Annotated in this window: 16 protein-coding genes; 7 read left to right on the top strand and 9 right to left on the bottom strand. The window is 66.8% G+C overall.

All coding sequences use genetic code 11. The features are described 5' to 3' along the window. Nucleotides 1-6 precede the first annotated feature (6 nt). Nucleotides 7-1452 (top strand): TolC family outer membrane protein, encoded by a 1446-nt coding sequence (locus tag E8F11_RS07790; protein ID WP_280288264.1) that lies wholly within the window; start codon nucleotides 7-9, stop codon nucleotides 1450-1452. A 150-nt stretch (nucleotides 1453-1602) separates the two neighbouring features. On the opposite strand, the gene E8F11_RS07785 is transcribed toward E8F11_RS07790, so the two are convergent. After that, nucleotides 1603-2709 carry a polyamine ABC transporter substrate-binding protein gene (locus tag E8F11_RS07785; protein ID WP_280288263.1) on the bottom strand — a complete coding sequence of 369 codons (1107 nt, stop codon included), beginning with the start codon at nucleotides 2707-2709 and terminating at the stop codon, nucleotides 1603-1605. 158 nt (nucleotides 2710-2867) lie between these two features. Between E8F11_RS07785 and E8F11_RS07780 the strand changes: the two genes are divergently transcribed. Together E8F11_RS07780 and E8F11_RS07775 are read left to right on the top strand one after the other, a co-directional pair. Continuing rightward, complete coding sequence (locus E8F11_RS07780) at nucleotides 2868-4838, top strand: FAD-dependent oxidoreductase (protein ID WP_280288262.1); 1971 nt, start codon at nucleotides 2868-2870, stop codon at nucleotides 4836-4838. 61 nt (nucleotides 4839-4899) lie between these two features. Next, nucleotides 4900-5490, top strand: coding sequence for a cupin domain-containing protein (locus E8F11_RS07775; protein ID WP_280288261.1), 591 nt, complete (start codon nucleotides 4900-4902; stop codon nucleotides 5488-5490). Nucleotides 5491-5655: 165 nt separating this feature from the next. Here E8F11_RS07775 and waaA read toward each other — a convergent pair whose 3' ends face one another. Continuing rightward, nucleotides 5656-6924, bottom strand: a complete 1269-nt coding sequence (gene waaA / locus E8F11_RS07770) for a lipid IV(A) 3-deoxy-D-manno-octulosonic acid transferase (RefSeq protein ID WP_280288260.1) — start codon at nucleotides 6922-6924, stop codon at nucleotides 5656-5658. Between the two features lie 189 nt (nucleotides 6925-7113). Continuing rightward, on the bottom strand, nucleotides 7114-7998 hold the full coding sequence (locus tag E8F11_RS07765) for a LysR family transcriptional regulator (protein ID WP_280288259.1): 885 nt from the start codon (nucleotides 7996-7998) through the stop codon (nucleotides 7114-7116). A gap of 92 nt (nucleotides 7999-8090) precedes the next feature. On the opposite strand from E8F11_RS07765, the gene E8F11_RS07760 reads away from it, so the two are divergent. The 4 genes from E8F11_RS07760 (at nucleotide 8091) to E8F11_RS07745 (ending at nucleotide 11431) form a co-directional block, all read left to right on the top strand. Continuing rightward, the gene (locus tag E8F11_RS07760; protein ID WP_280288258.1) at nucleotides 8091-8423 is read left to right on the top strand and encodes a multidrug efflux SMR transporter; all 333 of its coding nucleotides are present in this window, start codon (nucleotides 8091-8093) and stop codon (nucleotides 8421-8423) included. Between the two features lie 95 nt (nucleotides 8424-8518). Next, nucleotides 8519-9694, top strand: coding sequence for an FAD-dependent oxidoreductase (locus tag E8F11_RS07755; RefSeq protein ID WP_280288257.1), 1176 nt, complete (start codon nucleotides 8519-8521; stop codon nucleotides 9692-9694). After that, entirely contained in the window at nucleotides 9691-10500 is an 810-nt protein-coding gene (locus E8F11_RS07750; RefSeq protein WP_280288256.1) for an aldo/keto reductase, read from the top strand. Before E8F11_RS07755 ends, E8F11_RS07750 begins: the two co-directional genes overlap by 4 nt. Before the next feature lie 25 nt (nucleotides 10501-10525). Next, nucleotides 10526-11431, top strand: a complete 906-nt coding sequence (locus E8F11_RS07745) for a metal ABC transporter ATPase (RefSeq protein WP_280288255.1) — start codon at nucleotides 10526-10528, stop codon at nucleotides 11429-11431. A gap of 175 nt (nucleotides 11432-11606) precedes the next feature. Here E8F11_RS07745 and E8F11_RS07740 read toward each other — a convergent pair whose 3' ends face one another. The 6 genes from E8F11_RS07740 to msbA form a co-directional block, all read right to left on the bottom strand. Continuing rightward, a complete protein-coding gene (locus E8F11_RS07740; RefSeq protein ID WP_280288254.1) occupies nucleotides 11607-12812 on the bottom strand; it encodes an acyl-CoA dehydrogenase family protein in 1206 nt (401 codons plus the stop codon). A 10-nt stretch (nucleotides 12813-12822) separates the two neighbouring features. Further along, nucleotides 12823-14103 (bottom strand): acyl-CoA dehydrogenase family protein, encoded by a 1281-nt coding sequence (locus E8F11_RS07735; protein WP_280288253.1) that lies wholly within the window; start codon nucleotides 14101-14103, stop codon nucleotides 12823-12825. 105 nt (nucleotides 14104-14208) lie between these two features. After that, entirely contained in the window at nucleotides 14209-15630 is a 1422-nt protein-coding gene (gene hldE, locus E8F11_RS07730; protein WP_280288252.1) for a bifunctional D-glycero-beta-D-manno-heptose-7-phosphate kinase/D-glycero-beta-D-manno-heptose 1-phosphate adenylyltransferase HldE, read from the bottom strand. A gap of 63 nt (nucleotides 15631-15693) precedes the next feature. Then, nucleotides 15694-17112 carry a PIG-L family deacetylase gene (locus E8F11_RS07725; RefSeq protein ID WP_280288251.1) on the bottom strand — a complete coding sequence of 473 codons (1419 nt, stop codon included), beginning with the start codon at nucleotides 17110-17112 and terminating at the stop codon, nucleotides 15694-15696. 4 nt (nucleotides 17113-17116) lie between these two features. Beyond that, a complete protein-coding gene (locus tag E8F11_RS07720) occupies nucleotides 17117-18013 on the bottom strand; it encodes a GNAT family N-acetyltransferase (protein ID WP_280288250.1) in 897 nt (298 codons plus the stop codon). Nucleotides 18014-18076: 63 nt separating this feature from the next. Next, nucleotides 18077-19879, bottom strand: coding sequence for a lipid A export permease/ATP-binding protein MsbA (gene msbA / locus E8F11_RS07715; RefSeq protein ID WP_280288249.1), 1803 nt, complete (start codon nucleotides 19877-19879; stop codon nucleotides 18077-18079). Between the last annotated feature and the right edge of the window lie 17 nt (nucleotides 19880-19896).

Raw genomic sequence — 19896 nt, 5'->3', positions numbered from 1 at the left:
TTGATCATGCTGCGCAGACTCTCGCTGGCCATCGCCGTGGCATCCGCCTTTGCCGGAACCGCCTGGGCCGAAGATGCCCCCCTGTCAGCCAAGACGGACCTCGTGACCGTCTACAAGGACGCCGTCGACAATAACGCCGACCTCGCCGCCGCCCGCGCCAACTATGACGCGGTGCGCGAGGTCGTACCCCAGGCCCGTTCCGGGCTGCTGCCGCAGATAAACGGTGGCGCCACGAGCAACGACACCCGTACCAAGCTGGACGAGCCCTCCAACACCTTCTCGCGCAGCGGCATCGCCTACCAGGCGACCCTGAGCCAGCCGATCTTCCGCGCCGACCGCTGGTTCCAGCTGCAGGCCGCCGAGGCCACCACCGAGCAGGCCGCCCTGGAGTTCTCCGCGACCCAGCAGAACCTGATCCTGCAGACTGCCGAAACCTACTTCGCCGTGTTGCGCGCCCAGGACAACCTGGCCTCGACCAAGGCCGAGGAAGCGGCCTTCAAGCGCCAACTCGACCAGGCCAACGAGCGTTTCGACGTCGGCCTGTCGGACAAGACAGACGTGCTCGAAGCCCAGGCCGGCTACGACACCGCCCGCGCCAACCGGATAATCGCCGAGCGCAGCGTGGATGACGCCTTCCAGGCCCTGGTCACCCTGACCAACCGCGAATACGCATCCCTCGAAGGCATCCTGCACACCCTGCCGATCGTGGTCCCGGCGCCGAATGACGCCAAGGCCTGGGTCGACACTGCCTCCCAGCAGAATCTCAACTTGCAGGCCAGCAACCATGCGGTCGATGCGGCCGAGGAAACCCTGCGCCAGCGCAAGGCCGGCCATGCGCCGACCCTGGACGCCGTGGCCAGCTACCAGAAAGGCGACAACGACAGCCTCGGCTTCAGCAACGTCGACTCCACGCCCGGACAGGCGCCGTTCGGCAGCGACGTGGAGCAGCGCAGCATCGGCCTGCAACTGAACATCCCGATCTACAGCGGCGGCCTGACCAGCTCCCAGGTGCGCGAGTCCTACCAGCGCCTGAATCAGACCGAGCAACTGCGCGAAAGCTTGCGCCGCACCGTGGTGCAGAACACCCGCAACTTCCACCGCGCGGTGAATACCGACGTCGAGCAGGTGAAGGCGCGCAAGCAGTCGATCATCTCCAACCAGAGCGCCCTGGAAGCCACCGAGATCGGCTACCAGGTGGGCACCCGCAACATCGTCGACGTGCTCGACGCCCAGCGTCAGCTGTACAGCTCGGTGCGCGACTACAACAACGCCCGCTACGACTACATCCTCGACAACCTGCGCCTCAAGCAGACCGCCGGCACCCTGAGCCCGGCGGACCTGGAGGCCCTGGCCGGCTTCCTCAAGCCCGACTACGACCCGGACAAGGATTTCCTCCCGCCGGATCTGGCCAAGGCGGCAGAAGCCGAACTGCGCGGTTACCCGGAATACTGAGGTCTGCGGCAAACGAAAAGCCCGGCATGATTGCCGGGCTTTTTCATTGGGCCGGGGATGGGCCTTGCAGGAGCGAATTCATTCGCGAATGACTAGGACGCGGTCCAGAGCCACGCAGGCCTTAGGCCTGCTTCGCGAATGAATTCGCTCCTACTTTGCTGCCCAGGCGTTGAAGCGCTGCTCCAGGTCCTCGCCATGGTCGGTCCAGAACTCCACATCCATGGGCAAGGCCTGGGCGATGTTCTGCGGCGCACTGGGCAGCCAGCCGGTCAGTGCCGGGTCGAGGCGGTCGAAGGCCTGCTGGTTGACTGGCCCGTAGGGGATTCGCTTGACGTAATCGGCCTGGTTCTCGGCCTTGTTGATGAAGGCGATCAACTGGTGGGCGCGCTCGACGTGCTTCGAGCCCTTGATGATCGCCCAGTAGTCCATGCCATACAGGCTGTCCGGCCAGACCACGGCAAACTTGTGCCCTTCCTGGTGGGCGGCGGCGATGCGGCCGCTGTAGACCGAGGTCATGGTCACGTCACCGGCGGCCAGCCATTGCACCGGTTGGGCGCCGGCCTCCCACCACTGGATATGCGGCTTGAGCTGGTCGAGCTTGGCGAAGGCCCGCTCCACCCCGGCCGGAGTGGCCAGCACCTTGTAGACATCCTCGCGCTTCACCCCATCGGCGAGCAGGGCGAACTCCAGGTTGTACACCGCACGCTTGCGCAGCCCGCGCTTGCCCGGAAAGTGCTGCACGTCCCAGAAGTCCGCCCAGGATTTCGGCGCCTCGGCCAGCTTGCCGGCGTCGTAGGCCAGGGCCACGCTCCAGACCATGGTGGCCGAGCCGCATTCCTGGGCCGCATCGGTGATCAGTTGGTCGGCATTGCCGATGCGCTGCCAATCGAGCCGCTCGAACAGCCCCTCCTCACAACCGCGAACCAGGTCGGGCGCCTCGATCTCCACCAGGTCCCAATCGACGCTGCCGGTATCGGCCATCACCTTGATCCGCGCCATTTCGCCGTTGTACTCACCCTCCGTCAGCGGTGCGCCGCTGGTCTGGGCGAAAGGTTTGAAGAAGGCGTCGCTCAAGGCCTTCTGCCCTGCCCCGCCGTAACCCACCACCACCATGTTGTCCGCGGCCTGGGCAACACCCAGGGTGGAAACCAGCGCCAGCCCGGCCAGCAGGCCGCGACAGAGTGTGTGGGAATGGACTGAAAACGAGGCAGCGAGGGGTGAATCGGAATTCTGGCGAGGGACGAACGAATGCCGCATGGTGCTTCTCCTCTTGTTGTTGTCATGAAGCTAGCCCGGCTCGGGGCTGACTCGAAACTAGCCAGGGAAAAGTAAAAAAACAAGTTGATTTTTTACTTAAGGTAAATTTCCATGGCTCCACAAGAACAAGCGGGACCGAAAGGTCCACAGGAGCCTCCATGTCCACTGCCGCCCAGCCAGCCCAAGCCTTCCCACACCTCTTCGAGCCCCTGGAAATACGCGGCAAGCGCTTGAAGAACCGCATCATGTCCAGCGGCCACGACACCTCCATGCCCGCCGACAACCTGGTCAACGACCCGCTCATCGCCTATCACCGTGCCCGCGCCCGGGGCGGCGTCGGCCTGATCGTGCTGCAGGTCGCCGGCGTGCACGACAGTGCGCGCTACACCTCCCATGTGCTGATGGCCACGGACGACGCTTGCATCGAGGGCTACCGTCGCCTGGCCGAGGCCTGCCACGCGGAAGGCACCGTGGTGCTGTCGCAGATCTTCCATCCGGGCCGGGAAATCATGGAGTCCAGCGACGGCCTGCTGGCGGTCGCCTGGTCCGCCTCGGCCTCGCCCAACGAGCGCTTCCGGGTGATGCCGCGGGCCCTGGACCAGCCGATGATCGACGAGATAGTCGCAGGCTACGCATCCGCTGCGCGGCGCCTCTGCGAAGCCGGGCTGGACGGGGTGGAGATAGTCGCCAGCCATGGTTACCTGCCGGCGCAATTCCTCAATCCGCGGGTGAACCAGCGTGAGGACGGCTACAACGGCGACCTGGAGGCGCGCCTGCGCTTCCTCCGCGAAGTGATCCAGGCCGTGCGCGCCGAATGTTCGGCAGACTTCATCGTCGGGCTGCGCATCTCCGCCGACGAACGCGACCCGGAAGGCCTGACCGAGGACGAATCCCTGGCTGCGGTGCTGTCCCTGCAGGCCGAGTTGGACTACGTCCACCTGGTAGCCGGCACCTCGGCGTCCCTCGGCGGCGCCATCCACATCGTACCGCCCATGGCCATCGAGGCCGCCTATCTGGCGCCCACTGCGGGCAGTTTCAGGGCGCGCCTGGACATCCCGCTGTTCGTCACCGGGCGGATCAACCAGCCCCAGGAAGCCGACACCATCATCGCCCGTGGCCAGGCCGACGTCTGCGGCATGACCCGCGCGCTGATCTGCGATCCGCTGATGCCGAACAAGGCCGCCGCCGGGCGCAGCGACGACGTGCGTGCCTGCATCGCCTGCAACCAGGCCTGCATTGGCCACTTCCACCGCGGCTACCCGATCTCCTGCATCCAGCATCCGGAGACCGGCCGCGAACTGACCTACGGCCAGCCCAACCCGGCCGCGAGACGCAAACGTGTGATGGTGGTGGGCGGCGGTCCGGCGGGCATGAAAGCCGCGGCGGTGGCGGCCCAGCGCGGCCACGAGGTGACACTGTTCGAAGCCGGCAGCCAGCTCGGCGGCCAGGTACTGCTGGCGCAGCTGCTGCCCCGGCGCAGCGAGTTCGGCGGAGCGTCCACCAACCTGCAGCGGGAGATGGAACTGGCGGGCGTGCAGGTGCAACGCAACGTGCGGGTCGACCGCAAACGGGTGGAGCGGGAACGCCCCGACCTGGTCATCCTCGCCACCGGCGCCCGCCCCTACTGGCCGCCTTTCGAACGTGGCGGCGAGTTGCAGGTGGTGGATGCCTGGCAGGTGCTGCGCGACGAGGTGCAACTGGGCCGCTCGGTGCTGGTCACCGACTGGCGCGGCGACTGGATCGCCCCCGGCATCGCCGAGCGCCTGGCGCGCAACGGCCACCAGGTGCGCCTGGCGGTGAACGGCCCGCATTGCGGCGAAAGCCTGCCACTCTACGTGCGCGATCAACTGGCCGGTGAACTGCACAAGCTGGGCATCCCGGTCACGCCCTACGCCCGCCTGTACGGCTGCGACGACAGCACGGTGTACATGATGCACGCGGCCTGCGGCGAACCCATGCTGTTCGAGGAGGTAGACACCCTGGTGCTCTGCCAGGGCCACCAGCCGGTAGACGACCTGGGCGCCGAATTGCAGGGGCTGGTGGAGTTCAAGCGGATCGGCGACTGCCTCGCGCCCCGGACAGTGGAGGAAGCCATCTACGAAGGGCTGAAGGTCGGCTGGAACATCTGAGGGCCCAAGCGGGTCACGGCTGCCTTACAATGCCGCGATCCTGCGCCCTCTGGAGGGAACCATGAGCCCCAGCCTGCCATCGCCGAACGCCAACGCCGAGAGCCAGTTCCTCGGCACGCGCATCCGTGCGCTGCGCAAACGCCAGGGCATGACCCTCAGCGAACTGGCGGAGCAGAGCAAGCTCACCGCCGGCTACATCAGCCAGCTGGAACGCAACCTGGCCTATCCCTCGATCCCGGCGCTGTTCAATATCGCCCGCAGCCTGGGGGTGACCATCCAGTGGTTCTTCGCCAGCGAGGCACCCACCAGCGAGGCCGACCGTGGCTACGTGGTGCGGCGCAATGCGCGCACCAGCCTGCACTACGAGGACGGCATCACCGACGAGCTGCTCAGCCCGCAGCCGTTGCGCCAGCTGGAAATGCTCCACTCGCGCTTCCCGCCCGGCACCTACAGCGAAGAGAGCTACAGCCACGAGGGCGAAGAAGCCGGCTATGTGCTCAGCGGCGAGTTCGAGCTCTGGGTCGGCGAGCGCCACTTTCGCCTCCAGGAAGGCGACAGCTTCAGCTTCTCCAGCCAGGAACCGCACCGCTATGGCAACCCCGGCGATAAGGATGCGCTGATCCTCTGGGTCATCACCCCGCCGACGTTCTGAGCCCCGCTCCTGCGGCACTTCCTTGTGGGGGCGAATTCATTCGCTGAGCAGGCCGAAGGCCTGCCTTTCGGAACCGCAAGGGGCAGCTGCGCTGCCCTTAGCGATTGAAATCGCCCCCACGAAGAGCGGTGCCCCGGCGGGGAGGGTGGGCCGGGCGGCGCCGATCTACGAAAGCAACCGCGAAAGCCCCGCCAGCAAGCGCTCCAGCGCCCCCTGGTTGGCCTTGAGCACGCCCAGGCCGGCCTCGCGCATGGTCGCCGCGCGCACCGGGTCGGCCCAGAGCCCACCTACCTGCGCAGCCAGTTGCCCGGCATCGCTCACCTCGGCCAGCGCGCCGGCCTCACGCAACTGCGCGGCGATCTCGAGGAAGTTGAACAGGTGCGGCCCCGCCAGTACCGGTTTGCCCAGGGCCGCCGGTTCCAGCAGGTTGTGGCCGCCGTTGGGCACCAGGCTGCCGCCGACGAAGGCGATATCCGCCAGGGCGTAGAGGAATAGCAGTTCGCCCATGGTGTCACCCACCAGCACCTGGGTGTCCGCTGTGACGGCCTCACCCGTGGAACGGCGCACGGTCGCCAACCCCTCGCGGCGGCAAAGCTCGAACATCGAGCCAAAGCGCTCGGGATGGCGTGGCACCAGGATCAGCAACGCGTCCGGCCGCTGCGCCAGCAAGGTCTTGTGGGCCGCGAGGATGATTTCGTCCTCGCCGGCGTGGGTACTGGCGGCGATCCATACCGGCCGATCCTCTGCATTCCACTGCCTATGCAGGGCGGCAGCGCGGTCGAGCAGGGCCGGATCGATGCGCAGGTCGAATTTGATCGAGCCGGTCACCCCCACGCACTCCGGCCGCGCGCCCAGGGCGCGAAAGCGCTGGGCCTCGGCCTCGGTCTGCACGGCGATCCAGCTCAGCTCCGCCAGCATGGGCGCGGTGAGCTTGTGGAAGCGCGCATAGCCACGTGCCGAGCGCTCGGACAGGCGGGCGTTGGCCAGCACCACCGGAATGCCGCGCACGGCGCACTGATGGATATGGTTGGGCCAGAGTTCGGTCTCCATGATCACCGCCAGCCTAGGCCGCGCACGGGCGAGGAAGCGCGCCGCCGCCCAGGGCAGGTCATAGGGCAGGTAGCAGTGCTGCACCCGATCGCCGAACAGCGCGCGGATGCGCTCGGAGCCGGTGGGGGTCATGCAGGTGATGGTGATGGGCAGGTCCGGGTGGCGTTCCAGCAAGGCGCGGATCATGGGAGCGGCAGCGATGCTTTCGCCCACCGACACCGCATGGACCCAGATGCCACCGGGCGCGAGCGTTGGCAGGCCGAAGGCGAAACGCTCGCCGATGCGCCGGGCATAGGCCGGCGCGCGCCAGGCCCGCCAGGCCAGGCGCAGGGCCACCAGCGGCAGGCCGAGATGGAACAGCAGGGTATAGAGGGTGCGATTCATGGGCGCGGAGATTAGCCAATTTGACGCGGATGATACCCGACAACACGTCAGAGCCCGTTCAAAGGATCGCGAGCTAGAGACATGCAAGGCAAAAACAGGCGAAGAAGCGGAGTTTACGACTGTAAATGAGCATTCTGAGCCTGTTTTTAACGCAGCAGGTCCGACGCGCAGCAGCCTTTGAACGGGCTCTCAGCCCATGGCCTGCAGGTGCTCGGCAAGACTGTCCGCCAGCCAGAGCGCCGCCGGGCCCAGGGCTTCGTCGCGGCGGCAGACCAGTTCCACCACCAGCGACGGTGGCGTCCAGTCGCTGCGCAGCTCCACCAGCTGGCCCTGGTAGCCCGGGTACTGGGCCACATGGCGCGGCAGCCAGGCCCAGCCGAGGCCGCGCATCAGGAGTTCAGCCATGACGTAGAAGCTGTCGGCGCGCCAGACCTGCGGGCCAATTTGCTCGCCGCCGGGGTAGTGGCTGTCCTGGGGCGCCATGAGCACCTGGCGATGGCGCGCCAGTTCATGCCGGTCAGCGTAGGACTGCGCCGCCAGGGGGTGGCCGGCGCCACAGACCGTGACCATCTCGATGGTGCCCAGGCGTTGGCGCTCCAGGGCATCGGGCATGCGCTCAAGGTGAAACAGCAGGCCGAGGTCGGCCCGGGCTTCGAGCAGCTTGCGCGCCACGTCCCCCTGGGCGCTGCTGGCCAGTTGCACCTCCAGCAGTGGGAAGGCCCGCCCCAGCGCCTCCAGGCTGGCCAGCACCGGCTGGTAGGGCATGGCCTCGTCCAGGGCCAGGCGCAGCCGCGCCTCCTCGCCCCGCGCCAACCCCAGGGCGCGACCGTCCAGGCGCTGGCATTGGCGCAACACCTCGCGCGCCTCCTCCAACAATGCAGCGCCCGCCTCTGTCAGGCGTGGCTGGCGCCCGCTGCTGCGATCGAACAACTGCACCCCGAGGTCTTCCTCCAACAGGGCGATGCCGCTGCTGACCGCCGACTGGGCGCGACGCAGCTGTCGGGCCACGGCGGAAAAGGACTGCCCCTCGGCGACGCCGACGAACAGACGAATCTGCTCCAGGTTCCATTGCATGACCGGCCACCCATCTCCAAAACAGATAGGTAATGACTTTATCCCATCGCCAGGGCACTTAGAATCCGCGTCATTGCACAGGAGGCCCGACCATGACCGGCTACGTTTATCTCGCTATCGCCATCGCCGCCGAAGTGATCGCCACTACCTCGATGAAGGCCATCGACGGCTTCAACAAACCCCTGCCCCTGATCCTGGTGATCGGCGGCTACGCCATCGCCTTCTGGATGCTGACCCTGGTGGTGCGCAGCATCCCGGTGGGCATCGCCTACGCCATCTGGGCCGGGCTCGGCATCGTGCTGGTGAGCGTCGCCGCGCTGGTGCTCTACCAGCAGAAGCTGGACACCCCGGCCATGCTCGGCATGGGGATGATCGTCTCGGGCGTCGTCGTCATCCAGCTGTTCTCCAACAGCACCGGCCACTGAGAGCCAGCCGAGGCGCCCGAACCGCCTCCAGGCCGCAGCTTCTCCGGCAGGGGCGCTATACTGCGCCCCTGTTTTTTCTGAGGCGCCTCCCTCCCATGGCCGATTCCCTATCCACCGACGTGCTCATCCTGGGCGGCGGCATCGCCGGCCTCTGGCTCAATGCCTCCCTGCGCAAGCAAGGCTTCGCCACCCTCCTGGTGGAAAACGCCTGCCTTGGCGGCGGGCAGAGCGTGAAGTCCCAGGGGATCATCCACGGTGGCGCCAAATACGCCCTGCACGGCGCCCTCACCGGCGCCTCCGAGGCCATCGCCGACATGCCGCGGCGCTGGCGCGAGGCCCTGGCCGGCACGGGGGAGCTGGACCTCTCCGGCGTGCGCCTGCTCTCCGAAGCGCATTACCTCTGGTCCCCCGGCACCCTGGCCGGCAACCTCACCAGTTTCTTCGCCAGCAAGGCGGTGCGCGGCCGCGTCGACCAGGTCAAGGGCGAAGAACTGCCACCGGCGCTGCAACACCCGAAATTCAAGGGCAAGGTTTATCGCCTGGCCGAACTGGTGCTGGATGTACCCAGTCTGATCGCGCGGCTGGCGGAACTGGCCGGCGACGGCCTGCTGGCCGCCCGCGAGATCGAACCGCTGCGGGAAGACGGCCAGCTCACCGGGCTGCGCCTCGACGGCCGTGAGGTCCGCGCCCAGCGCATCGTCCTCAGCGCCGGCGCCGGCAACCAGGCGCTGCTCGAGGCCCTGGGGCTGAGCCAGCCAGCCATGCAATGCCGACCGCTGCACATGGTGATGCTCAAGGCGCCCAGTCTGAAACCCCTCTACGCCCACTGCCTGGGCGGGGGCCCCAAGCCGCGGATCACGGTCACCAGTCACCCGGCCGCCGACGGCCAGTGGGTCTGGTACCTGGGCGGCGACCTGGCCGAAGCCGATGGCGTGGCCCGCAACGAAGCCGAGCAGATCGCCGTCGCCGAACAGGAGCTGCGCCAGCTGCTGCCCTGGATCGACCTGTCCGCCGCCCAGTGGGCGACCCTGCGGGTCGACCGCGCCGAGCCGGCGCAATCCGGACTGGTCCGCCCGGACAACGCCTTCCTCAGTGAGCAGGGCGCGCTGCTGGTGGGCTGGCCGACCAAGCTGGCCCTGGCGCCGGACTTCGCCGACCGCGTGCTGGCCGCCTTCGCGCGCGACGGCCTGCGCCCAGCGGCCCACGCACCCCTGCCCGAGCTGCCCCGCCCGCCCGTGGCGCAACCCGTCTGGGAGGAGCTGCTGGGATGAATAGCCTGCACAACCTCCATCGCCCCCTCGGCGACACCGGCCTGCTGGTTTCCCCGCTGGGACTGGGCACCGTCAAGCTCGGCCGCGACCAGGGCGTGAAGTACCCCAGCGGCTTCACCATCCCCGACGATGCCGAGGCCCTGCAGCTGCTGGCGCTGGCCCGGGATCTCGGCATCAACCTGATCGACACCGCGCCGGCCTATGGCCGCAGCGAGGAGCGCCTCGGCCCGCTGCTGCGCGGCCAGCGCCAGGACTGGGTGATCGTCAGCAAGGTCGGCGAGGAGTTCGAAGGCGGTGTTTCCCGCTTCGATTTCAGCCCCGAACACACGCGCTTCTCCGTCGAACGCAGCCTGAAACGCCTGGAAACCGACTTCATCGACCTGGTTCTGGTGCACTCCGACGGCAACGATCTGGCGATACTGCGAGACAGCGGCGTGTACGAGACCCTCGCCGAGCTGAAGCAGGCCGGCAAGATCCGCGCCTTCGGCCTGTCCGGAAAGACGGTGGAAGGCGGCCTGCTGGCCCTGGAGCAGGGCGACTGCGCCATGGTCACCTATAACCTCAACGAGCAGGCCGAGAAGCCGGTGCTCGACTTCGCGCTGCAACAGAACAAGGGCATCCTGGTCAAGAAAGGCCTGGCCAGCGGCCATGCCTGCCTCGATTCGGGGATCGATCCGGTGCGCGCGAGCTTCGAACTGATCTTCGGTCATCCCGGGGTGACCAGCGCGATAATCGGGACCATCAATCCGCTGCATCTGACCCATAATGTCGCGACGGCCGCCGCAGTGATCGGGGGTCTACCCTAGCCGCCCCCCTCCAGAAGGAGCCGACATGCCGCGAATCCTCGCCCGCAAGGACCCCAGCGCATTCAAGACCCTCCCGCTGCATGTCGAAGCCAGCGCCGACGCGCTGAGTTACCAGAGCCTGGGACGGCCGCTGAGTTTCTCGCAGATGCTGGAACGCCGCCGGCCGGTACAGGTGAACGACAGCCGGCGCTTCGCGGTGGAGCTGGCCAACCTCGGCGTTTCGGTGCGGCTGACCCTGAACCTCCAGGGCCGCGACTACTGGCTGGTGGTGCGCCAGCGCCGGCAGGACCGGGGCGATACCGTGCTCAAGCTGATTTCCGGCTATGTCCCGGCCCACGAGCTGAACCTGCCTCTGCTGACCGCTATCCAGGAGGTGGCCGAGGAATGCCTGATCGAAACCCCGGAAGGCTGGCTGGCCGGACGTTTCGCCGACACCTGGCTGCCCACGCCCTACCAACGCCGGCTGCACTATCGTGAAGCCAATCACTTCCGCCTGAGCCCCCTGTCCGGTGCGGCGCGGCCGGTGCGCAACGGCAAGCTGACCCTGTTGGAGCGGCCCCAGGCCTATGTCCACCTGCCTACCGCCTCGCTGCAGCTGGTCTACGACCTGCGCCTGGACCTGCCACGGGACAGTCATCAGATCAGCCTCTTCCATGTCGATGAAGTGCTGCAGGGCCGCGAGCTGGTGGCGAGCCTGGAGCGGCGCCGGCCCGACATCTACCTGCTGCCGCTGTACCAGGGCGCCCCCACTGGCGAGCTGCTGACCCTGCGCAATGGCGAGTTCTCTGCAACCAGCACCCGCGGCGTCTGGCTTTCGGAGAGCTTCGCCGAGCAGGACGGCTGGCTGGTCCATGAAGAGCGCGTGCGCTGGAAGGACTGGCTGGCGCGGGTGGGTACGGTGCGGCCGATGGGAAAGCGGGTGGCCTGCTGAGGCCCGGTGCGCGCAAGACTCCCCATCGCGAATGAGTCCGTCCGGCCCACAGGTGGTCTTCACGTAGCCCGGATGAAATCCGGGAGCCTCGGCGCGGCTTTCCCCGGATTTCATCCGGGCTACAGAATCCTGCAACCGCAACCATCAGGCCCCTGACTACTCGGAACCTGCCTGGCTACTTCAGCTCACTGGAACTCTTGCCCAGCAACCGCCGCGCGACGATCAGCAACTGGATCTGCTGGGTGCCTTCGAAAATGTCGAGGATCTTCGAATCCCGTGCCCATTTCTCCAGCAGCTCGTCCTCGCCGTAGCCCAGCGCGCCCACCAGTTCCACGCACTTCAGGGTGATCTCGTTGGCCACCCGACCGGCCTTGGCCTTGGCGATGGAAGCCTCTCTGGAGTTGGGCAGGCGATTGTCCGCCATCCAGGCCGCCTTGAGGGTCAGCAGGCGCGCGGCCTCCCATTCGGCCTCCAGGCGGTAGAGCGTGGCTTCGGCATGGCGTACCGCCAGCAGCGGGTTGCGGTAGTCGAACTTGCAGCCAGCCTTCTCCAGCAGCTCGCGGGTGCGGTCCAGCGCGGCCTTGGCCACACCCACCGCCATCCCGGCCACCAGCGGGCGGGTGTTGTCGAAGGTCTCCATGACCCCGGCGAAGCCCTTCTGCACCTCGACCTCGGCATCGCCCAGAAGATTCGTGGCCGGCACCCGGCAATCATTGAAGCTGATCGACGCGGTATCCGAGGCCTTGATGCCGAGCTTCTTCTCCAGGCGGGTCACCGTCATGCCCGGCGTGCCCTTCTCCACCACGAAGGACTTGATGGCTGCCCGGCCCAGGCCGCGATCCAGGGTGGCCCAGACCACCACCGCATCGGCGCGAGCGCCGGAAGTGACGAAGATCTTCTCGCCATTGAGGACATAGTGCTCGCCATCCTTGATGGCCGTGGTGCGGATCGCCGCCGAATCCGAACCGCAACCCGGCTCGGTGATGGCCATGGCCGCCCAGGTGCCTTTGAAACGTTCGAGCTGTTCCTCGTTGGCCACGGCGGCGATGGCGGCATTGCCCAGCCCTTGGCGCGGCATGGCCAGCAGCAGGCCGACATCGCCCCAGCAGAGCTCCATCACCCCCAGCAGCGCGGACAGGTTGCCGCCATTGCGCACGCCGGCCTCTGTCGCTGCACAGCGCTTGCTGGCGGAACCGGCGCCGATGGATTCCGGGGAGCCGGCGTTCATACCATCCAGCAACGCCGCCAACAGGTCCAGCTCGCGTGGATAGACATGTTCGGCCTTGTCGTACTTGCGTGACAGGGGGCGGAAGTACTGGGCCGCCACTTGCTGGGCCTGGTTGCCCAGGGCGCGGAATTTCTGCGGGATTTCCAGGTTCATGCGGCTCTCCTCACAAGTGCAGACCGCCGCTCATCACAGCGATGGCGCGTAGGTCGCGGTACCAGCGCTCGGCCGGGTGCTCCTGGGTGAAACCGTGGCCGCCGAGCAGTTGCACCGCGTCGGTCCCGATCTTCATGGCTTTTTCGGCGCAGAGCAGGCGGGCCAGGTAGGCCTCGCGGCGGAACGCCTCGCCGCGGTCCGCGCGGGCACAGGCACGCCAGACCATCAGGCGTATGGCGTCCAGTTCGATGGCCATGTCCGCGATCATGAAGGCCACGCCCTGGCGGTGGCTGATGGGCTCGCCGAAGGCCGTGCGTTCGTTGCAATAGCCGATCACGTAGTCCAGCGCGGCCTGGGCGGTGCCCAGGGCCAGGGCACACCAGGCCAGGTGGCCGAGGTCGAGGAAGGCCTGGTAGTCGAAATCGACGGAGGCCAGCCGGTTCTCCGCTGGCACCTTCACGTCCTTGAAGCGAATTCGCGCGGTACCGCAGGCTTTCAGCCCCATCGCCGGCTCGTGCCGCAGTTGCAGGCCCTTGCTGCCACCCTCGACCATGAACAGCGCCGGCCCCTTGCCGGTTTCAGCGGCCACGATCAGCCGGCTGGCGTCCAGGCCATCCAGGACCAGGCACTTTTCGCCGTTCAGCAGGTAGTGCCGGCTCTTGCGCCGCGCGCGGGTGGCAAGGCGCTGGGGATCGAAGAGCAGCGTGGGCTCGCTCACCGCTATCGCCGTGCGTGGCGCCGGCTGCGCGGCGACGAAGGCCGGCAGCCAAGCGGCCTGTTGCTCGGGGGAGGCCCAACGGCGAATGCAGTTGGCGGCCGAAAGTGGCGCCAGCAGTACAGCGGCCAGGCTCAGGTCGCCCTTGGCCAGGGCCTCGGCCATCAGGGCATTGGTCAGGATGGTGCGCTCGCCGGCCAGGCCCCCCAGCGCCTCGCCGACGCCATAGTGCGCCAGGCCCAGCTCATGGGCCTGGTTGAGCAGCCCGGCGGGCAGCGCAGCACGGGCATCGGCAGCATGGGCGGCCGGGCGCAGGGTCTGGAGGGCGAAAGCATCCAGCATGTCCACCAGCATGCGCTGCTCGTCGGACAGCGACAGGTCGAACAGCTCGTCCGCACTCGCCTGCTGCGGCGCCTTGCGCGCCCGCCGAGCGGCCAGCAGGAAGCCGACGCGGGTTCCGCGATAAAGCAGCTTTTCGAAGGCCTTGCGCAGTTTCAGACGATCGGGCCAGTCGGCCTGGGCCACGCGATTGAGCATGGCCAGGGCGCGCCCCTGGGCATTGGGATTCATCGGCATCGCACTCCATGCAGGATGAGGATGCCACGATGATGGGCTTCGCCGGCGCGGACGCCTATGACCGGGACGACGCAGGCGACTGGCAGAGCTGCCAGTGGCCAGGGGTCACTTGCTGCGGATCTTCTCGACGATGGCAGTGGTGGAGCTGTTCTCCACCAGGCCGAGCACCTTCACCTCGCCGCCGTAGGCACGGACGATGTCGGCGCCGACCACTTGGTCGATACCGTAGTCGCCACCCTTGACCAGCACGTCGGGTTTGACCTCGGCGAGCAGGCGCTCGGGGGTGTCCTCGGCGAAGCTGACGACCCAGTCCACTGCCCCCAGTCCGGCCAGCACGGCCATGCGACGCTCGACGCTGTTGATCGGACGGCCCGGCCCCTTGAGGCGGCTGACCGAAGCATCGTCGTTGACTGCCAGCACCAGGCGGTCGCCCTGGGCACGCGCCTGTTCCAGGTAGGTCACGTGGCCAGCATGGAGGATGTCGAAGCAGCCGTTGGTGAAGACGATCTTCTCGCCGTGGGCTCGGGCGTCATCGATGGCCAGCAGCAACTGGTCCAGACTCAGCACGCCGCGCTCGGAGCCCTGCTCGCGCTGTACCGCGCGGCGCAGCTCCGGGGCGCTGATGGCGGCGGTACCCAGCTTGCCAACCACGATGCCGGCAGCGAGGTTGGCCAGGGCCACCGCCTGGGGCAGTTCCTCGCCCGCGGCCAGGGCTGCGGCCAGGGTGGAGATCACGGTATCGCCAGCGCCGGTAACGTCGAACACTTCACGGGCGCGGGCCGGCAGATGAAGGGCGTGGTGATCGGGGCGCAGCAGCGTCATGCCGTGCTCCCCGCGGGTTACCAGCAGCGCGCCCAGTTCCAGCTCCTGCATCAGCGCGGCACCCTTGGCGACCAGCTCGGCTTCGTCCAGGCAGCGGCCGACGATGGTTTCGAACTCACTGAGATTCGGGGTGATCAGGCTGGCGCCGCGATAGATGCTGAAGTCCCTGCCCTTGGGGTCGGCCAGCACCGGCACGCCATTGCGACGGGCGGCCTGGATCAGCACCTGGTGGTTCTTCAGGGCGCCTTTGCCGTAATCGGAAAGTACCAGCACCTTGGCCTGGGGCAGCAAGCGTTCGACTTCCGCGGCGAGGGCCTCGGCGTTGGTGTCGAAGGCTTCTTCGAAGTCCATGCGCAGCAACTGCTGGTGACGGCTCATGACCCGCAGTTTGACGATGGTCGGCTGTTGGTTCAGACGCTGGAAGTGCACGTTGACACCCGCGGCGTTGAGGCTGTCGGTGAGGCTGTCTGCCGCCTCGTCGATACCGGTGATGCCCACCAGCATGGCCGGCGCACCCAGGGCGGCGATGTTCAGCGCAACGTTGGCCGCGCCGCCGGGGCGGTCCTCGATCTGATCGACCTTGACCACGGGTACCGGCGCCTCGGGGGAAATGCGCGAGGTACCGCCATGCCAGTAACGGTCGAGCATGACGTCGCCCACCACCAGAACGGGGGCCTGATCGAATCGGGGCATGGACAGCTTCATGGAGTCTCCGGACGTCAAAAACGGCGCGGATCATAACATAGCAGCTCAGCGCTCCCGAGGCCCTCAATCGGACTGCGTACGCACCCAGAACAGCTCATGGCGGCGCACCGCCTTGCGGAAGAAATCGTCCTGACCGACCTCTGGCCAACGTCTACCCGCCAGGACCCATTGGATTGCCCGACGCAGGCGCTTCTTCAGCGGCAGAGGCGTCTGCAGGTCATGCTGCATGGCCAGGGCCTGGGCCTTGTCGAGGCGCACTGCGCCGTCCAGCACGGGACTCCACAAACCATCGGTCGGCAAGGGCTGCATACAGGGCGGCAGGGCGATGCCATTGCCGGCCGGGCCCATGGGCCAGCGGTCGTTGTCGTCCAGGTGATTGGCATAGAGCAGCTGGACGTCCGGACGCCAGCCGCTCGCCGCAATGGCCTGGTCCAGGGCCTTGCTCGCATGGATATGGTCGGGATGGGGGTCGAGCTGCGGATGCGGCGTGACCACCACTTCGGGGCGGAAGCGCCTGAGCAGCGCAGCCAGGTCGGCCACCAGGTTGTTCCAGTTCGGCACGCCGTCGATATCGCCGGGTAGCACCAGCGGGTTGAAGCGACGAACGCTGCGGATATCCGAGTCGCCCGACTCCGTCGAGCCGAACGCCTTCGCCGGATCAGCGGCCATGGGAGCCAGCTGCATGCAGTAGTACCCCAGCTGCACGCAGCGAGTCGCCGGGACACCGCCCCAAAGCGGTACCGCCAGGCTGCTCCAGCTGCGCAGCCGGCCCTTGAGGCGCGCGGCCGCAGCCTTGTCCAGGCCCATGCGGCGGTAGTTCTGCGCCTCGATCTCGCCCTGGGTCAGGGTGACTATGCTGGCCTCGGCGCTGCGGCTGTACAGGCCGAAAGCGGCCAGTTCGGCGTCATCCGCGTGCGGCGCTATGAGCATGACGCGCCGCATGCCGTAATCCGGATTGCTGAAGGCGTGGAGGGTCGCCTCCCCCGCGAGGCGACAGAACCGGCCGAGCAGCTGCAACTTCCCCGCGCGCAGCACCGGCAACAGGCCCGACAGGTTCAGGTAGCGCCGCCCACGCACGCCACGTTCGAAGTCCTGGCGATCGATCGGCTCGCCGTCCCGGATCAGGACGTGGGGGTCCAGCCAGCGGCCAAGCCAGGTGCTGCGGATTTCCAGTTCGAGGATCAAGGTGTCGGCAGCGGCCGGCAACCGGCTCGCATCCAGGCCCAGTAGCTGCCCGTCGACCCGCGCCGGCAGCGCGACGGCCGTTTCCGGGAAGCGGTAGCGGTAGTCCTCTCGCGGGGAATAGAACAGGTGGTCGGCAAACCAGGCCTCATGGGCGATCCAGGCCAGCACCAGGAGAACCGGCAGGCTGTTCCAGGAGCCGAACCAGTCGAGGGCCGCCAGTACCAGCAATGCCGCGACCATGAACAGACGCTTGCTGCGCCGGTGCCGGCGCAACAACTGCTGCTTGCGTGTTTCCATTCACTCACACCTGAAAGGCGGCAACCCTGGTGCACCAACGATCCTTGTATTCGCGATCGGCCCGCCCGAAGGAGTAGCGCAGGGCCTTGCCCCGGGAGCGGGCATCTTCCCAGGCGGCCTGGGTATTGATGTAACTGAGGACGCTGCCTGGACTGAGGTGCTGGTAAGCGGGGTCGACGCCACCATTGACGTACTCGAAACTCAGCCAGTCTGGCGATTCGACCCTGAACAGAACCTGAACGGCGATCGGGCTGCCTTCGATCATCAGCAGGGAGCCGCTGAGAAACTCGCGCAACAGGCCGAAAACATCGGCCAGACGCTCCTTGCCCGGGACCTCGAAGCCCCAGCGACGCTCGAACAGTTCGGTGTAGATGGCGGCGAACTCGCCGGGACTGAAGTCATGCACCGGGAGCACGACACCGCCGGCCTCCTCGAACAGCCGCTGTTCGCGCCGCTGGTTGTAGCGGAATTTCTTCGACCACTCTTCCGGCGCACGGGCCAGTGCCAGTTGTTCCTTTTTCTGGCGCAAGCCGCTACAGCCGCGGAGGTTCAGTTCGGACAGGTAGTCGCCCCGGTGGCGCAACCGGGCACGGGCGCCCGGTGCCACCGGCAGTACGACCTCGGCATTGCCCAGGTCGAAGAGGTTGCGTTGCCCCCGCCGCTTCAGTACGCGACGAGACAGGGCCAGATGGCGTCCCCAGGTGGGAATGGCGGCCACGAGCTGGTCGTCGACCCGTCGGCCAAGGTAGCGCACCGGTATCCCTGCCAGTGCCGAAAGGCGCTCGACGACCAGCGGATGGGTGATGACACTGCCGCCGTAACGTTGCCAGGTTTCCCGGTAGGAGGCTGCCTCCAGCAGCTCCCACCCGCGTTCCCGATAAAGCCTGAATCTAGTGAGCAAATCCCTTCTCCGTCGCACCGGGGCGCGACACTTCCATCAAGCTCCAGGTCCCGTCGACCTCCGTCAGCTCGCCTCCACGTGAGCTTCCTCGGCGAACTGGTTCGCATGCAGGCGCGCGTAGTAGCCGTTCAGGGCCAGCAGCTCGGCATGAGTGCCACGTTCGACGATCCGCCCCTGGTCCATGACCAGGATCAGATCCGCCTTCTCGATGGTAGAGAGGCGGTGGGCGATGACCAGGGTGGTACGGCCATCCATGACTCGATCCAATGCCGCCTGGATATGCCGCTCGGATTCGGTGTCGAGGGCCGAAGTGGCTTCGTCGAGAACCAGCACCGGGGCATTCTTCAGCAGGGCCCGGGCAATCGCCAGGCGCTGGCGCTGGCCTCCGGACAGCAGCACACCGTTCTCGCCCACCTCGGTATCGAAGCCTCGCGGCAACTTGTCGACGAACTCCTTGGCGTAGGCGGCCTCGGCAGCTTTCTCGACATCTTCCCGTGGCGCACCTGCCAGGTCGCCATAGGCGATGTTGTTGGCCACCGAGTCGTTGAACAACGTCACCTGCTGGGTCACCAGGGCGATATGGCGGCGCAGGTTACGCAGGCGATATTGCTCTACATCCACGCCATCCAGCAGGATCTGCCCCTGATCGTGGTGGTAGAAGCGCGGAATCAGGTTGGCCAGCGTGGACTTGCCACTACCGGAACGTCCCACCAGGGCAACCATCTGGCCCGGCTCGGCGCTGAAGGAGATACCCTGCAGCACCGGCTTGTCGGTGCCGGGGTACTGGAAGCTCAGGTTGCGTACCTCGAGGCGGCCTGTCGCGCTCTCACGCTCAACGCCACCCTGGTCCAGTTCGAGCTCCTCGTCCAGCTGCTCGAAGATGCTCTCCGCGCCAGCGACCCCTTTTTGCACAGTCGAGCTGACCTCGGACAACTGGCGAATAGGCTTGGGCAAGAGGCCAGCGATGGTGATGTAGGCAACCAGATCGCCCGCCGAGGCGTCGCCACGCAGGTACAGCACGAGGAACAGCAGCACCGCCATGGCGGAGAAGATCACCAGCTGCAGCAAGGGGGTGTAGACCGCCGAGGTCTTGGTCATGCGCAGCTGCTTCTCGGTATTACTCTGGCTGGCCTTGAAGAAACGCGCCTGCTCGTAGGCCTCACCACCGAAGCTGCGCACCACGCGGTAGCCCTGGATGGTCTCGGAGGCGACATGGGTCACGTCGCCCATGGCTACCTGGATCTTCTTGCTCTGCTTGCGGAACTTGCGGCTGGCGCTGCTCACCATCAGGGCGATCAGGGGCAATATGGCGACCATCACCAGAGTGAGCTGCCAATTCATCCACAGCAGGGTGGCAAACAGAAATATCACCGTCATGCCTTCACGGATCACCACCTTGATGGCATCGGTAGCGGCGCCGGTAACCATGGTGACGTTGAAGGTGATCCGGGAAATCAGGTGTCCGGAGTTATGGTTGTCAAAATACCGGTTGGGCAGCACCAGCAGGTTGTTGAACAGAGCCACCCGCAGGTCATGCACCAGCCCCAGCGACACCTTGGCCAGGAAGTAGTTGCCGAGGTATGAACCCAGGCCCTGCCAGGCAGCGATCAGCACGATCAGCAGGGGCACCGCCTGGAGCAGTTGCAGGTCGCGAAGGTAGGGCACAGTGGGGAACAGCGAAGCCTCCGGGTTGGTCAGCCCGTCGACGAAGTACTTGAGGATGCCGCCGAGCATTGGCTGGGTGGAGGCGAAGATGATGAAGCCCAGAATGCTGATCATGAACATGCCGACGTAGGGTCGGACATAACCCAGCAGGCGCAGATAGATTTTCAGGCTGGAGGGCCGGGACTGGTCGTTGAGACTCATAGGGCTCGGGTGCTCGA

Origin of the sequence: Pseudomonas sp. BN417 (genome assembly GCF_029871205.1) — a bacterium.
In the GTDB taxonomy this organism is placed as follows: Bacteria; Pseudomonadota; Gammaproteobacteria; order Pseudomonadales; family Pseudomonadaceae; genus Metapseudomonas.
The sequence above is the reverse complement of the archived record's forward strand: the minus strand, read 5'-3'. Positions and strand labels throughout refer to the sequence as shown.

What these genes read in the sequence shown, in the direction of transcription:
- E8F11_RS07760 (WP_280288258.1), top strand. Translation starts at nt 8,091, where the DNA reads ATGACCGGCTACGTTTATCTCGCTATCGCCATCGCCGCCGAAGTGATC.
- E8F11_RS07735 (WP_280288253.1), bottom strand. Translation starts at nt 14,103, where the DNA reads ATGCCGATGAATCCCAATGCCCAGGGGCGCGCCCTGGCCATGCTCAAT.
- E8F11_RS07740 (WP_280288254.1), bottom strand. Translation starts at nt 12,812, where the DNA reads ATGAACCTGGAAATCCCGCAGAAATTCCGCGCCCTGGGCAACCAGGCC.
- E8F11_RS07755 (WP_280288257.1), top strand. Translation starts at nt 8,519, where the DNA reads ATGGCCGATTCCCTATCCACCGACGTGCTCATCCTGGGCGGCGGCATC.
- E8F11_RS07780 (WP_280288262.1), top strand. Translation starts at nt 2,868, where the DNA reads ATGTCCACTGCCGCCCAGCCAGCCCAAGCCTTCCCACACCTCTTCGAG.
- E8F11_RS07750 (WP_280288256.1), top strand. Translation starts at nt 9,691, where the DNA reads ATGAATAGCCTGCACAACCTCCATCGCCCCCTCGGCGACACCGGCCTG.
- msbA (WP_280288249.1), bottom strand. Translation starts at nt 19,879, where the DNA reads ATGAGTCTCAACGACCAGTCCCGGCCCTCCAGCCTGAAAATCTATCTG.
- E8F11_RS07775 (WP_280288261.1), top strand. Translation starts at nt 4,900, where the DNA reads ATGAGCCCCAGCCTGCCATCGCCGAACGCCAACGCCGAGAGCCAGTTC.
- E8F11_RS07745 (WP_280288255.1), top strand. Translation starts at nt 10,526, where the DNA reads ATGCCGCGAATCCTCGCCCGCAAGGACCCCAGCGCATTCAAGACCCTC.
- E8F11_RS07785 (WP_280288263.1), bottom strand. Translation starts at nt 2,709, where the DNA reads ATGCGGCATTCGTTCGTCCCTCGCCAGAATTCCGATTCACCCCTCGCT.
- waaA (WP_280288260.1), bottom strand. Translation starts at nt 6,924, where the DNA reads ATGAATCGCACCCTCTATACCCTGCTGTTCCATCTCGGCCTGCCGCTG.
- E8F11_RS07790 (WP_280288264.1), top strand. Translation starts at nt 7, where the DNA reads ATGCTGCGCAGACTCTCGCTGGCCATCGCCGTGGCATCCGCCTTTGCC.
- E8F11_RS07765 (WP_280288259.1), bottom strand. Translation starts at nt 7,998, where the DNA reads ATGCAATGGAACCTGGAGCAGATTCGTCTGTTCGTCGGCGTCGCCGAG.
- E8F11_RS07725 (WP_280288251.1), bottom strand. Translation starts at nt 17,112, where the DNA reads ATGGAAACACGCAAGCAGCAGTTGTTGCGCCGGCACCGGCGCAGCAAG.
- hldE (WP_280288252.1), bottom strand. Translation starts at nt 15,630, where the DNA reads ATGAAGCTGTCCATGCCCCGATTCGATCAGGCCCCCGTTCTGGTGGTG.